Genomic DNA, 14072 nt, shown 5'->3' on the forward strand with positions numbered 1-14072 from the left:
ACTCAAAACGTAGCGCGAAATTATTGGTACTGACGCACCTACCGTGGATAATTTACAGCAATTTTTATTTCCTTGAACCACAGATACTCCTAGGGGAGCAAGGCCTTACGCCCCTACCACGTGGTTTATAGCACTTCCTATTCACATGAGGTACAAAATTGTATCACGCGATGTAGGGGCACGGCACTGCCGTGCCCTTACCGATGTACCTCACTAGGGCGAGAAACGCTATATTTACAGCGATTTTCAGGTAAATGAACCACATTTTTATATCTCACGCATTCTCTACGAGACGCTCCGCGAACGCGCAGCGTCCCGTAGGGAAGGCGCATTCGCGGAGCGTCTGTCTTCGACACGCTACGCGAACGAAGAGAAGGCGCATTCGCGGAGCGTCCCGTAGGGAAGGAAGAAAGAAATACAGATATCGGGGTGTGGTCTAAATACCTGAAAACTGCTGTAACTCAAAAACGCTGTAATTTCTGGAAGTCCCTTAAATTAATCACGAATCGACTAGTATCACCGTTGTCTTTTCACACACAGCCAGTAACGGTTATACTCTAATTCATGAGGTTTGTGGAGATTAACAGTCATCGTGAGTATACTGGCTGGACGCTACGAAATTACTCAGACATTAGGCGGTGGGGGATTTGCAATTACTTTCCTCGCACGTGATATTCTGCAACCCAGTAAACCTTTGTGTGTGGTTAAGCAATTACGTCCTAACCAGTCCCATCCCCGCGTTGTCGAATTCTTTGAAAAAGAAGCGGCTATTTTGGAAAGACTGGGGAAACATCCGCAAATTCCCCAATTACTCGCACATTTTAGCGAAAACCAAAATCTTTATATTGTTCAAGAGTTTATTCAAGGACAAGACCTGGGTAAAGAAATCGTTCCAGGTAAACGATTGAGTGAGCAATATGCGACCAGATTATTGCAAGATATCTTGGAAGTTTTGTCCTTTGTCCATAGTCAAGGAGTAATTCACCGCGACATCAAACCCCAAAATCTCATGCGCCGCCATCTTGATGGTAAAATTTTCTTGATTGACTTTGGGGCGGTGAAGGAACTGGGAACGTTGATGGTGAATACTCAAGGTGAAGTCGCATCCAGCGTTGTCATTGGGACACCTGGATATATGCCTAATGAACAAAAAAATGGTAAACCTTGTTTAGCTAGTGATGTTTATGCTGTGGGGATGACGGTAATTCAAGCTTTGACCGGCGTTTTACCTTTTGATTTACAAGAAGAACCGTTGACTGGTGAAATTATTTGGCGCGACCAAGCACAGGTGAGCGATCATTTAGCCGAAGTGTTAACTAAAATGGTGCGTCGTCACTTCAGTTTGCGCTATCTTCAAGCAACAGAGGCACAGCAAGCTTTCACATCAGCACAATTATCGCCCATCGCACCCACAGTTGTGGTTAATGTTGCCAAAGAAGTATACCTTCAAGAAGCCACAACTCGCGCCGAACAAGGACAGGGAAATTTTTCGGTCTTTGGTTTGAGAATATTGGAATCTAAGCGGGTTGAGTTGGGGTTATCTCCAGATGAAGCGAGGGAAATTCACGAACAAGTTCTCAAACCCTATCGGGAGTATGAGCGGAAGTTACAGGAATATGAACAAGCGTTGATTGACGCGGTTAATCAACAATATCCTTTTAATCAAGCGACGCAAAAGGATTTACAAGAGTATCAGCAATATTTAGGATTACGCGATGAGGATATCGTCGCGATCCAAGCACGGGTTTTTCCCCAAAAACCACAGCCAAAGCCATCACCTACACCGATTTTTCCGCCAAAATCGACTCCAGGTATTCAAACTCAGCCTTTTGAATTTGAAACCGCTACTCTAACGGTAAACAACTCAGGATTTTTAGGGATAGGAAAAACTTGGGAAATTAACCGTAGACGCGGACGCGCTGAGTATTTTAGCGAAAACCTGGATAATGGTGTTATGATCGATATGGTCGCCATTCCTGGCGGAAAATTTCTCATGGGTTCCCCAGAGAATGAGGAAGGACGAAAAAGTGATGAAAGTCCACAGCACACCGTCACCATTCAACCCTTTTTCATGGGTAAATTTGCTGTAACCCAAGCTCAATGGCGAGCTGTTGCGGCTTTTGGTAAAATAAATATTGATTTAAATCCCGACCCATCCAATTTTAAAGGTGCGAATCGTCCTGTTGAAAAAGTTTCTTGGGATGATGCAGTTGAGTTTTGCGCTCGATTATCTAAAAGGACTGGAAAAGTCTATCGCTTACCAAGTGAAGCTGAATGGGAATACGCTTGTCGTGGGGGAACGACTACCCCGTTTTATTGTGGGGAAACCATTACGACTGATTTAGTCAACTACAACGGTAACTATCGCTACGCCTCTGCACCCAAAGGTGAATATCGTGAAGAAACTACAGAAGTAGGAAAATTTCCTGCCAACCCCTTTGGTTTATTTGATATGCATGGTAATATATGGGAATGGTGCGAAGATGTGTATAACGAGGATTACCAGCTAGCACCGAAAGATGGAAGTGCGTGGTTAACTAGTAAAGACAATGAGAAAAAGCTGCTGCGTGGCGGTTCGTGGAACTACCTTGCTAGGTACTGTCGCTGTGCCATTCGTGTTAGGCTCGCACGCAGGGATCGTAACGTCAATGTTGGTTTTCGCGTTGTGGCTGTCGCGGTGGGGTGAGGATTCCTTACCCTTTGCCCTTTAGCACTTTTGCCCTCTGCCCTTCTTCTCTTTGCCCTTCTTAACCCTCTCGCGCTGTCCGCGAATTTTTTTTCAGCTTTCAGATTATCTATATAATTACTTTACCAGAGAATTACGAATTTAGCAAGCGGTAGATAGGAATCCCCAATTAGGCGTGAACCACAAATATGCATCTGTAGGTAATAGCACGTTCATGGGAATAAAACGGGGATATCTTCAGCAATAAATCCAGAACCTACTCTCCGGGCACATATATCTTCTGTCTTGGAGGTCAACAGTCAAGGGTAGGGGCGCAAGGCCTTGCGCCCCTACAGATTATCGATGTGTTGCAAAGATTTTTTGAATTGGTATGATAAAACTTTAAACAAAATATAGTCTAGCATAGTCAGATATAGTCTAAAAGACAGTCCTAATGAAATTATCTGATTATGCTAAAACCTTGGGGATTTCGTACCTTACCGCTTGGCGACATGACAAAGCAGGTAAAATACCATATCCAACAGAGCAACTTCCCACGGGTACGGTAATTGTTGATGACGACCCGAAAAAGATATCAGGGCAAAGCGCAAAACCGAAAAAATTGTAGAAGCCTTAAATTCTCCAACAGATTGATTAAGTTTTCTAGTCAAGCATATCTTACTGGATCTTGAATGATATACTAATTTCATTGCCAAAGTTGATCAATACTTTGACTACGCTCAGTATAAATATGCGTCAAGTAGAAAAGCACATAATCAAAGAAGGACATGACTGGTTTGATTATTGTAGTGACATTACCACTATTTCTCGACAGCTTTATAACACTGCTCAATTCACTCAACGCCAAGGTTTTTTCTACGGATGGGGAACTCAATTACAAGCTAGCTTAGACACTTTATTTAAACAAAATGAGAATTACAAAGCAATAAGCGCAAAAGTAGCTCAACTCGTATTAAAACAGAATGCAGATGCGTGGATTGCTTACTACAAAGCATTAGTGGCTTATAAACTTGAACCAACTAAGTTCACTGGTAGACCAAAACCACCTAATTATGTTGATGACAAAAACTTAGTGAAATTCAATAATCAAGCAATTGGTAAAAGAGAATTTAATAAAGGTTTCATTATCCCATCAATGTCGCCAATCAGGATTCCAGTAAAGCCTGGACTAAAGTTTGAGGACTTGTGTGAGGTACGAATTATCCCAAAAACTGGATGCTTCGTTATCGAAATAGTCTATGAAATTACCGAGTTGTCAGAGTTTTTTTGTAGTTTGAATCCTGAACTGAATGCGGCGATAGATATTGGTTTAGATAATCTAGCGACGATTGTTTTCAATGATCTAGCAATACAACCAATTATTGTAAATGGTAAACCATTGAAATCAGCCAACCAGTTTTATAACAAGCAGGTTGCCAAGTTTCGAGGTTTTCTGCCTCATGGTAAAGCTAAATCAAGGCGAATCGCAAATATCGTCCGCAACCGTAATCAATTTATAGATTCATATTTGCATCAATCCACAAAAATGATTGTGGATCAACTTCTATCTCTTGGTGTAACTCACGCCTCAATCGGGAAAAACGAACAATGGAAAACACGTCTTAATTTAGGTAAACGTACAAACCAAAATTTTACTCAAATACCACATGCTAAATTTATCGAAATGCTGACTTACAAATTAGTTAGAGTCGGTATTACCGTTAAGGTAGCAGAAGAATCTTACACAAGTAAGGCTTCAGCGATTGATTGGGACATCATCCCAACTTATCAACCTAACAACAAGATCAAGCATGTATTCTCAGGAAAACGTGTCAAACGTGCGTGGTATATCAGTAAAGATGGTTTGAAGATTCATGCTGACGTGAACGCAGGCTACAACATCGGCAGAAAAAGTAATCCTGAAGGATTTGACTGTCTCCAGTCTGTTCTAAGGGATAGGGGGTGTCTGGTAGTACATCCAAGGCGGATAACTCCACTATTTAAGCGTGTCCATGCTGAAAGTAGAGTCGCTTAAAGCTAAATTGCATAAGTCTGACTATGTTTGACTATGTGATTTGGAACTATTAAGTACCTACTAGTCTGTCAATTTTGTTTTGAGGGATTTTTGGTAGTGTGAGCGTCTCGCTCACGCGGGCAAGATGCCCGCACTACAGTCTATCATTTTTATCTTGACAGAGTACTACTACCACTGTACAGAATTCCAAATTAAAAATTAAAAATCAAAAGACTTTGATTTCAATGTTTAACTCTGTTGTGAATGCTATGTTTAATCGACTTTGTTATATTTTGATACATTTGAATTGATAAGACAATATTCTAGTTATCAAAGAGAATTTTTATGCTATAACTCCTAAAAGTTATGTATACTGATTGGTGTATGTTGATTTATACCCCTAATTTGAATAGCATTACAAGCCAAGCGCCTTGGCTGTAGTCGCCATGCCAACAAGTTTGATAATCTGACTACTTTTCTATAAAAACTCAGCAATATAAAATACCTACGTCAATTAAATGTACAGCTTTACTAGACCCCTAGTAAACTACAAATTTTGATGAATGTTCTTCAAGCCAATACTTCTCGCATAGTAAACCAAAGGCTATGGAGAGTAAGACTTGAGCAGAGCAGTAGGTAGATACGGAAGAAGAGACATAACAATGTCCAACCTATTGAAATGTGGATGCTCTACCCTATGAGATGCCAACTGAGAGTTATTCTAACAGAACTAGAAAAACAAACCCTGGAACAATTGAGGAGATCTCAAGATGTTCCTCAACGTACCAAAGACCGCGCTCAAGTTTTACTGCTGAATGCTCGTGGTTTAAAAAATGAAGACATTGCTCAAGGTTTAGATTGGGCGGTTTCAACAGTACGTCAAACTCTTCATCGCTGGAAAAAACTGGGATTAGTCGGATTGTGGGATGCTCCAGGTCGCGGGGGAAAATGTCGATATTCAGAACTAGACTTGATTTATGTAGAAAATTGTTTAAATCAAGAGTCAAGAACTTATAACTTCCAACAACTAGCACAAAAACTCGCTTCAGAACGCCAAGTTTATTTGAGTCCTGACCGACTAAGACGGGTACTCAAACAAAGGAGAGCGTTGGGAAAACCAGCAATACAACACCAAATCAATCACAATTACGGCAATTTTCATTGATTTGAACCACAGATAGTCTCCGGGGCGCAAGGCATTCTCCGGGGCGCAAGGCCTTGCGCCCCTACCGCTCGATGCCAAGAGTTGTATGATTTTGGGGATGTTTTAAATTATATACTAAAAAGCAGAAAAATCATCCCTCCGAATTATGTCTTTTAAGTGGGAAGGATCTTCCTACTAGTCTGTCAATTTTGTTTTGAGGGATTTTTGGTAGTGTGAGCGTCTCGCTCACGCGGGCAAGATGCCCGCACTACAGTCCATCATTTTTATCTTGACAGAGTACTACGAGGATGTTTGAAAAGTATTCGGCGAATAAACAAAATCCACCCACACATAAAAGTGTAAGATGGATTTGTCAGTTATTACTAATGGATCCGAGCAGAGTCGAACTGCTGTCCAGTCTGGGTATTGACCCCCCGCTCATTCACAGGTTTAGCCTTTCTGACCCTCAAGGCGGGAATCGTTCATTATCCCGAACGTAGGATGCTCTGATTAAATCTTAGCCAGCAAGCCAACCAGAGAACACTTGCTAGAGCATCCGTTGGGGTTAGGTCTTTAGTCCTTAACGGAGTCAAACCAAAGACGCTCGAACCTATAAGAGGTGTTTAGGCAGCTACTAGAGCATCCTTACGAGCAAATTTTACGATGTTATTCGCATTTACTTTTGTTTTGAGCCTTTGATTTGCGAGAGGAGACTCACTCTCGACCTGAATCACAGAGTAGCGTTCGCCAACCTGTCGAAACCGTGACGGACCCATGTGCTGTATATCTATATTATAGTACCATATTTAGGAAATGTGTTACAAGATGACAAGGAAATATGCAACTTTCATTCCCCACCCTTAAATGTCATGAGCCAGACTACAGACAGAGTTCGTTGGACAATTCAAGATGTGGCAGCGTTACCTGATAACGAATGGATTCGTTATGAAATTATTGATGGAGAATTGTTGATGACGCGATCGCCCCACCATAAACATCAGCACGTGATTGGATGTATCTTTTCAGTCCTAAACACTTGGTCGATAGATAGTGGTTTGGGAGAACCCTCTATTATGCCAGGACTAATTTTTTCGGACTCCGATAATGTCGCTCCTGATGTGGTATGGGTGAGTTATGAACGATTGGCGCAAATTCAAGATGAAGCTGGGCATTTTCGCGGAGCGCCGGAACTGGTGGTGGAAGTGCTGTCTTTGGGAAAAGCCAATGAAGACCGTGATCGATTAGCTAAGTTAAAATTGTATTCAGTTCAGGGAGTGCAGGAATATTGGATTGTCGATCGCATTGCTCAAAGGATTGAAATTTATCGACGGGACAATGCTCAGTTACAATTGGTAACTACGTTGCTGGTGAATGATGTGATTACGTCGCCATTACTGCCTAATTTTACCTGTGAAGTAGCGCGTATTTTTGTGTCACGAGGTTAAATGGAAAAACCACATCTTTCGTAGGGGTTTAGCAGTGCTAAACCCCTACAATTGATTTCTAAGTCAGTGCTTCAGCACCACCAACTACCTCAAGCAGTTCTTGGGTAATTGCAGCTTGACGCGCTTTGTTGTAAGACAAAGATAGGGTTTTAATTAATTCCCCGGCGTTGTCGCTGGCGTTGTTCATTGCGGTCATCCGAGCAGCTAGTTCACTGGCTGCTGACTCTTGCAGTGCGCGTAATAGCTGGTTGCTCAGATATAAAGGTAATAGAGAATCCAGAATTTGCACTGGGTCTTGCTCAAAAATCATGTCACGGGCGAGGGGACGTACTTGAGTAGTCACTTTTTCCCGTTCGACTTGAAATTGACCACCACGGCTTGTCAAGCGGAAGATTTCGTCATCCCCTGCTTCTAGACCTTGGGGGTCAAGAGGTAGTAAGGTTTGGACTACAGGACGAGAGCTAACCAAGGAGACGAATTTGGTATAAATTAACTCGATGCGGTCTACACTTTCACAGAGGAACAAAGACAGTAGTTCATCAGCAATTTTTGTAGCTTCTGCTGCGGTAGGAATTTGTTCTAAACCGCTGTAGGTAGCATCAATTGGTTGGTCACGGCGTTGGAAGTACTGGATAGACTTGCGCCCTACCAAAACAAACTTGTAATCTACACCTTCTGCTTGGAGTTCCTTGACACGGTTTTCGGCGCGACGGATGACGTTACTATTGTAACCGCCACACAGACCGCGATCGCCTGCAATCACCAACACACCTACTGACTTCACTTCCCGCTTTTTCAGTAGGGGTAAGTTGGCTTCTTCAAACCGCAGACGGGTTTGCAGACCGTATAAAACTTGTGCTAATTTATCAGCAAATGGGCGAGTTGCTAGCACTTGTTCTTGTGCGCGGCGCACTCTCGCTGCAGCTACTAGCCGCATGGCTTCTGTGATTTTTTTGGTGTTTTTGACCGACTGAATGCGATCGCGTATTGCTTTAAGATTCGCCATAATTTTGTCCTTAGTCCTTAGTCATTTGTCATTTGTCCTTTGTCATTAGTCATTAGTTATTGACCAATGACCAATGACTTTTGACTCTTGACTAATTACGCTGCTTTGAAGATTTTCTTGAATTCGATTAGTGCTTCCTTCAAGGCTGCTTCTTCACCCTCACCCAGTGCTTTAGAAGCTTGCACTGCTTGAGCATACTGGGGTTTACCGGTCTTCAGGTAATCCCGCAGACCTTTGGTAAAGGTAGTAACTTTGTCTACCGCAATATCATCTAAGTACCCGTTGATGCCAGCGTAGAGAATTGCTACTTGTTCGTATACAGAGAGTGGGTCATTTTGCGGCTGTTTGAGCAGTTCCCGCAAGCGTTGACCCCGTGCCAACTGGTCTTGGGTGGCTTTATCCAAGTCGGAAGCAAATTGCGCGAAGGCTTGCAGGTCGTCAAATTGCGCCAATTCCAGCTTAATTTTACCGGCAACTTTTTTCATTGCCTTGGTTTGCGCTGCTGAACCTACGCGGGATACGGAGATACCGGGGTTTACAGCGGGACGGATACCAGCGTTAAACAAGTCAGAAGACAAGAAGATCTGACCGTCTGTAATCGAAATTACATTGGTGGGGATGTACGCGGAAACGTCACCGGCTTGGGTTTCGATAATTGGGAGGGCGGTCAAGCTACCTTTACCCAATTCGTCGCTCAGTTTGGCTGCTCTTTCTAACAAGCGGGAGTGGATGTAGAATACGTCTCCGGGGTAAGCTTCCCGTCCGGGTGGACGACGTAGCAGCAAGGACATTTGGCGATAAGCTTGAGCTTGCTTGGAGAGGTCATCGTAAATAATTAGGGTAGCTTTGCCTTTGTACATGAAGTACTCAGCAATACTTGCGCCTGTGTAGGGTGCTAGGAATTGTAGGGTAGCTGGGTCACTGGCGTTAGCAGCGACGACGATAGTGTAATCTAGTGCGCCTTTTTCTTGTAAGGTTTGCACCACGTTAGCGACGGTGGAAGCCTTTTGACCGATAGCGACGTATACACAAATTACATCTTCTGATTTTTGGTTGATGATTGTGTCAATGGCGATCGCCGTTTTACCAGTTTGACGGTCTCCAATGATCAATTCCCGCTGACCACGACCGATGGGAATCATCGAGTCAATAGCGGTAATCCCGGTTTGCATCGGTTCGTGTACGGAACGACGAGCAATGATACCAGGTGCGGGAGATTCAATCAAACGACTTTCGGTGGTTTTGATTTCGCCCTTACCATCAATCGCCCGACCCAAAGCATCTACAACTCGGCCAATCAAGGCTTCGCCTACACCTACCTGGGCAATTCTACCAGTAGCGGTAACGGAACTACCTTCTTGAATATTGAGACCGTCACCCATTAGCACCGCACCCACGTTATCTTCTTCCAAGTTTTGGGCGATACCAACTGTGCCATCTTCAAATTCTAATAGTTCCCCAGCCATAGCCTTTTCTAGACCATAGATCCGGGCGATACCATCACCCACTTGGAGAACTGTACCAACGTTAGCAACTTTGACATCTTGGTCGTATTGCTCGATTTGCTGTTGGATAATGCTGCTAATTTCGTCTGGTCTAATTGAAATGCTCATGTATCTATCTTTAATTGCTTTTGAGTCAGAAGAAGGAAGTAATTAGTTAAGAGTTAGGAGTTATGAGTTATGAGTTATGAGTTATGAGCTATGAGTTAACAATATTGAAGTTAAAAGTTAAATATAAATTACTTTTTACTTAATTCCTAACTCTAACTTCTAACTCCTAACTCCCGACTCTTAACTCCTAACTCCTAATTTTCTAGCCACTAGTTAAGCGCAAAGAAAGGCGGCGCAATTGACCCCTTAAGCTGGCGTCAATTACTTGTGAGCCTACTTTAATGATCACGCCACCGATCAAATCACTGTCTATTTTGGTTTCTAGTTCTACCTGACGAGCGTTAGTGATGGCAATGACTTTTTGGATAACTGCTTGCTGTTGAGCCTCTGACAGAGCAACAGCCGAAATCACTTCTGCTAATACGGTTTGATTTAGCTGCCGCAACAACACTAAATACTGCTTCAGAATTGCTTCTAAGAAGATTATGCGCCGTTTGTCTACCAGCAGCAGCAAGAAATTGCGTAAGTTGGGGTTAACGCCTTCACCCAGTATTTGTCTGATGACTGCTTTTTTGTCTTCAGCTTGAATAAAGGGGTTAGCAATAAAGTTTCGCAGCTGGCTATTTTCTGAGAGTAAATTCAGCAAAACCCGCGCATCAACGCCTACCTGTTCTGTTAAGTTTTTGGATTGGGCGATTGACAATAAAGCCTGTGAGTAAGGCTGGGCTACTTCGGTTGTTGCTATCTGACTTGTCATACCTGGCCTCCCAGTTGTGCGATGCTGCGTTCAATTAAAGTTTGTTGAGCATCGTCCGCAATCCCGCTTCTGAGTTCTGACTCGACTTTTTGCAAAGCCTGAGCGACTACCCGCTGTTTCAACTGGGCGATCGCTCTGTCTCTTTCGGCGTTTAAATCAGCTGCGGCTGTTTCTTTCAAGCGTTCCACATCCTGAACCGCCCGCGCCAAAATTGCTGCTTTAGCTGCTTCGGCATTTTCTTGGGCTGCTTGGCGGATGCGTTCGGCTTCTGCTTGCGCTTGAACCAACTGCTGTTGCACTTGGGCTAAAGCCGTTTGTCCTTCTTTCAAGCGTTGTTCTGCTTCCTGAATTTCGGCAGCAATTTTTGACTGACGCTGATCCAGGATGTTGGTTAAAACCTTACGTCCAAAGTAGAATAATATGCCTATCAGAAGTGCCAGGTTGATGATGTTGGTTTCAAACAGGTCTAGGTTTAGACCGAAACCACCTTCTGCCCCTTCTGCCATTTCTGACTGAACAGCGGCTTCTGTGGCAAGTAATAACAATGTCCCCATGATACCCATCTAGACGTGCGCTGCTCGCTTGCTGTGAATTAGTTATCAGTTTTCAGTTCACAGTTGACAGTTATGAGTTATCAGTTTTCAGTTTCGTTTTTGGGTGAAACACTACACCAATTCCATCGAAAGCTTTGGTGGTGGTTCGCCATCCGCTAGAATAACCGATGACTCTTCACTGTTGACTGTTCACTGACTTTAGTATCGCCCTATCTCACCAGAGTAGGTCCCAATAGTTTCTCTAGAATTTGTCTACTGAGACCATCAACTTGTTGCTCTAAGGTAAGCAATGCTTCCTGCTTTTGCTGCTCTATTTCGCTAGCAGCTTGTTCGCGTTGAGCTTGAGCTTCTTTTTGCGCTTCGGCAATTTTTTCGGCTGTAATTTTCTTAGCTTCAACTTGCGCGGCTTCCACAGTAGCTTGTGACTGTTTACGGGCTTGTGCTAGCTGTTGCTCATATTCTTTAGTTAAGCGTTCAGCTTTAGCCAAGCGTTCACGCGCTTCAAGGTTATTCGTTCGGATGTAATTATCGCGATCGTCCAGTACCTTCGTCAGCGGCTTATAGAAAATTGCATTCAACAAAGCTGCCAACAGCAGGAACTGCAATGCCATAAAAGGCAAGGTAGCATCGAAATCAAACATTTCTCTCCTCTTTGGCTGGAGTAGCAGTTTATATGGCCAGCAATCTCATCCAACCTTGATATTTCTTGTAACCCCCATCACGAAGCGGGGTCAACTTATACCGTTTTGGATTTTAGATTTGGGATTGTCAAACCCCCATCTTTTTGCCAATTGGTATGACATGGGCACGAATCAAAGCCACCCGAAAATTGTCAGATGTAGAGACGGGGAGATGTTGAGACTCTCATTTGCTTACCCTAGTCCTTTGAGACTGGTAGCGGCTAGTTAGGACTTTTCCGCAGGGTAGCAGAGAATTCCCAGACATCTCTCACGTCTCTACACTAACAAAATCTTTTAGGTCTTATGCGAAGGGGTTAGCGAACAGCAACACCAAAGCGATAACTAGGCCGTAAATGGTCAGTGATTCCATGAACGCCAAGGTTAACAGCAGAGTACCGCGAATTTTTCCTTCTGCTTCAGGTTGACGAGCAATACCTTCTACTGCTTGACCTGCAGCATTACCTTGACCAATACCAGGTCCAATTGCAGCTAGACCAATTGCTAAAGCAGCAGCCAAAACTGAAGCAGCAGAAACTAATGGATCAATGCCTGCGGCTGCAGCCAAAATGTAAGAAGCAGAAATTACTGGAACCATGTCGATTTTCCTGACCTTGAGTACAAAACGAACAATTTTTGTGTTTAGATTTCCGATTTTAGATTTGGAATTGAATCCAAAATGACCATCCAAAATCTAACATTACATCAACTGAGGCACTCTAATGAGCTTCCTCATGCTCTTCTCCACCATGCCCTTCTAGTGCCTCATGAATGTATGCTCCGGCTAGGGTAGCAAAAACCAGGGCTTGAATGGCGCTGGTAAACAACCCTAAAGCCATGACAGGCAGAGGTACAAACAAAGGCACCAGGAGAACTAGCACCCCTACTACTAACTCATCCGCTAATATATTTCCAAATAAACGGAAGCTTAGGGAGAGGGGCTTTGTGAAATCTTCCAGAATTGCGATCGGCAACAGGACAGGTGTTGGCTCTATATATTTCTTAAAGTAGCCCAGACCCTTCTTGCTAAATCCGGCGTAAAAGTACGCCAAAGAAGTCAGCAATGCCAATGCTACTGTCGTATTGATGTCATTGGTTGGTGCTGCTAATTCCCCCTCAGGTAGCTTGATCAGCTTCCAGGGTATTAAAGCTCCAGACCAGTTCGATACGAAAATAAACAAAAACAATGTCCCAATAAACGGCACCCAGGGACGGTACTCTTTCTCACCGAGTTGGTTTTTCGCGAGATCCCGAATAAATTCTAGGGCATATTCCATCAAATTTTGGATGCCCCCAGGAACTTTCTGGATATTCCGCGTCGCAGCTAATGAAGCTACTACTAGAATACCAATCACGAACCATGAAGTGAGAAAAACTTGCCCGTGGATTTTGAGATTGCCTAATTGCCAGTAGAAATGTTTACCTACTTCCAATTCGGCGAGGGGAAAAGAATTAAAGGCGTTTAAGACACTCAGCATTTGCATTCTTCAAGATTTTTCCCCAAAAAGCGAGTAGGGGAGGATTGTCTTTAGTGAGCCTGACTTTTAAGAATCAGGAATGAACAGAGTTTGCAACATGTAGACGATGAGCGTCACTTTGTAAGTGAGAAATCCCAAGAATATGGGCAGAATTTGTAGCTCATGCCATTGACTTGCTACTATAATCGGCCCAATAATCAGAGCAAAACGATTTTTGCTCAAACTGGTTTTTTCGCTGCCGAGCCGCTCAACGTCCTTAGCTAGCATTTTTAAGTAAACCACACCTACACACGCCCCGAGCAAATAATTCAGGGCTATGTTTAGGGAATAAAAAATCCACACAGAGATAAATATAATCCCCGTTAGGACAAGTGTGATTCTCAACAACCTCTCGAAGAGTTGATAAAACTCTTGCATCGAGTTAACTGGTTCTGGTTCCGCAAAACCAGGTTGAGCATCTTGTCTTGTTGTTGGCGTGGGATCAATCGATTCGTCTGACAAGCTCACAGGACTTGAAACCAGTACAGTGAATTATGTTGACTGCACATTCAGCCAGTTGAATCATATCACGATGCGGTAACAATACTTTAGGAAAAAACAATTAACTTGTCACCCCCCGGCTTACAGGCGGGGTGAGGGGTGGGCAGATGGAGAAAATGGGGGGATAAATCTATCTGCTATATTTGAGTTTTTTTTGCAAGTCTTGAGTTTCCTTAGGG

At 43.4% G+C, this 14072-nt stretch carries 13 protein-coding genes and 1 other RNA gene; 5 read left to right on the forward strand and 9 right to left on the reverse strand.

Annotation, left to right across the window (positions count from 1 at the left end; translation table 11 throughout):
* Positions 1-592 precede the first annotated feature (592 nt).
* The 4 genes from HEQ19_16735 to HEQ19_16755 all read left to right on the forward strand — a co-directional run bounded on the left by HEQ19_16735 (position 593) and on the right by HEQ19_16755 (position 5844).
* On the forward strand, positions 593-2686 hold the full coding sequence (locus tag HEQ19_16735) for a bifunctional serine/threonine-protein kinase/formylglycine-generating enzyme family protein (protein WYM00897.1): 2094 nt from the start codon (positions 593-595) through the stop codon (positions 2684-2686).
* Positions 2687-3119: 433 nt separating this feature from the next.
* On the forward strand, positions 3120-3293 hold the full coding sequence (locus tag HEQ19_16740) for a hypothetical protein (protein WYM00898.1): 174 nt from the start codon (positions 3120-3122) through the stop codon (positions 3291-3293).
* 123 nt (positions 3294-3416) lie between these two features.
* Positions 3417-4700 carry a transposase gene (locus HEQ19_16745; protein WYM00899.1) on the forward strand — a complete coding sequence of 428 codons (1284 nt, stop codon included), beginning with the start codon at positions 3417-3419 and terminating at the stop codon, positions 4698-4700.
* A 676-nt stretch (positions 4701-5376) separates the two neighbouring features.
* Positions 5377-5844, forward strand: a complete 468-nt coding sequence (locus HEQ19_16755; GenBank protein WYM00900.1) for a helix-turn-helix domain-containing protein — start codon at positions 5377-5379, stop codon at positions 5842-5844.
* A 363-nt stretch (positions 5845-6207) separates the two neighbouring features.
* Here the strand turns inward: HEQ19_16755 and ssrA are convergent.
* Positions 6208-6597, reverse strand: a transfer-messenger RNA (tmRNA) gene (gene ssrA / locus HEQ19_16760).
* Positions 6598-6692: 95 nt separating this feature from the next.
* Here ssrA and HEQ19_16765 point away from each other — a divergent pair.
* Positions 6693-7268 (forward strand): Uma2 family endonuclease, encoded by a 576-nt coding sequence (locus HEQ19_16765; GenBank protein WYM00901.1) that lies wholly within the window; start codon positions 6693-6695, stop codon positions 7266-7268.
* A 58-nt stretch (positions 7269-7326) separates the two neighbouring features.
* Here the strand turns inward: HEQ19_16765 and HEQ19_16770 are convergent, their stop codons facing one another.
* The 8 genes from HEQ19_16770 to HEQ19_16805 form a co-directional block, all read right to left on the reverse strand.
* Positions 7327-8274, reverse strand: a complete 948-nt coding sequence (locus tag HEQ19_16770) for a F0F1 ATP synthase subunit gamma (GenBank protein ID WYM00902.1) — start codon at positions 8272-8274, stop codon at positions 7327-7329.
* Positions 8275-8369: 95 nt separating this feature from the next.
* Positions 8370-9887 carry a F0F1 ATP synthase subunit alpha gene (atpA, locus tag HEQ19_16775; GenBank protein WYM00903.1) on the reverse strand — a complete coding sequence of 506 codons (1518 nt, stop codon included), beginning with the start codon at positions 9885-9887 and terminating at the stop codon, positions 8370-8372.
* A 202-nt stretch (positions 9888-10089) separates the two neighbouring features.
* Positions 10090-10644, reverse strand: coding sequence for an ATP synthase F1 subunit delta (atpH, locus tag HEQ19_16780; GenBank protein WYM00904.1), 555 nt, complete (start codon positions 10642-10644; stop codon positions 10090-10092).
* Positions 10641-11207 carry a F0F1 ATP synthase subunit B gene (locus HEQ19_16785; protein WYM00905.1) on the reverse strand — a complete coding sequence of 189 codons (567 nt, stop codon included), beginning with the start codon at positions 11205-11207 and terminating at the stop codon, positions 10641-10643. The genes atpH and HEQ19_16785 overlap by 4 nt, the downstream gene beginning before the upstream one ends.
* Positions 11208-11407: 200 nt before the next feature.
* Positions 11408-11839, reverse strand: a complete 432-nt coding sequence (locus HEQ19_16790; protein WYM00906.1) for a F0F1 ATP synthase subunit B' — start codon at positions 11837-11839, stop codon at positions 11408-11410.
* 340 nt (positions 11840-12179) lie between these two features.
* Positions 12180-12425 carry an ATP synthase F0 subunit C gene (atpE, locus tag HEQ19_16795; GenBank protein ID WYM03463.1) on the reverse strand — a complete coding sequence of 82 codons (246 nt, stop codon included), beginning with the start codon at positions 12423-12425 and terminating at the stop codon, positions 12180-12182.
* A 169-nt stretch (positions 12426-12594) separates the two neighbouring features.
* Positions 12595-13359, reverse strand: coding sequence for a F0F1 ATP synthase subunit A (gene atpB, locus HEQ19_16800; protein WYM00907.1), 765 nt, complete (start codon positions 13357-13359; stop codon positions 12595-12597).
* 60 nt (positions 13360-13419) lie between these two features.
* Entirely contained in the window at positions 13420-13860 is a 441-nt protein-coding gene (locus HEQ19_16805; protein WYM00908.1) for an ATP synthase subunit I, read from the reverse strand.
* Between the last annotated feature and the right edge of the window lie 212 nt (positions 13861-14072).

This window comes from Gloeotrichia echinulata CP02 (assembly GCA_038087035.1).
In the GTDB taxonomy this organism is placed as follows: domain Bacteria; phylum Cyanobacteriota; class Cyanobacteriia; order Cyanobacteriales; family Nostocaceae; genus Gloeotrichia; species Gloeotrichia echinulata.

Bases quoted from the DNA above. Each gene is read 5' to 3' on its own strand.
- HEQ19_16740 (WYM00898.1), top strand. From the start codon at position 3,120: ATGAAATTATCTGATTATGCTAAAACCTTGGGGATTTCGTACCTTACC.
- HEQ19_16745 (WYM00899.1), top strand. From the start codon at position 3,417: ATGCGTCAAGTAGAAAAGCACATAATCAAAGAAGGACATGACTGGTTT.
- HEQ19_16755 (WYM00900.1), top strand. From the start codon at position 5,377: ATGAGATGCCAACTGAGAGTTATTCTAACAGAACTAGAAAAACAAACC.
- HEQ19_16765 (WYM00901.1), top strand. From the start codon at position 6,693: ATGAGCCAGACTACAGACAGAGTTCGTTGGACAATTCAAGATGTGGCA.
- HEQ19_16770 (WYM00902.1), bottom strand. From the start codon at position 8,274: ATGGCGAATCTTAAAGCAATACGCGATCGCATTCAGTCGGTCAAAAAC.
- atpA (WYM00903.1), bottom strand. From the start codon at position 9,887: ATGAGCATTTCAATTAGACCAGACGAAATTAGCAGCATTATCCAACAG.
- atpH (WYM00904.1), bottom strand. From the start codon at position 10,644: ATGACAAGTCAGATAGCAACAACCGAAGTAGCCCAGCCTTACTCACAG.
- HEQ19_16785 (WYM00905.1), bottom strand. From the start codon at position 11,207: ATGGGTATCATGGGGACATTGTTATTACTTGCCACAGAAGCCGCTGTT.
- HEQ19_16790 (WYM00906.1), bottom strand. From the start codon at position 11,839: ATGTTTGATTTCGATGCTACCTTGCCTTTTATGGCATTGCAGTTCCTG.
- atpB (WYM00907.1), bottom strand. From the start codon at position 13,359: ATGCAAATGCTGAGTGTCTTAAACGCCTTTAATTCTTTTCCCCTCGCC.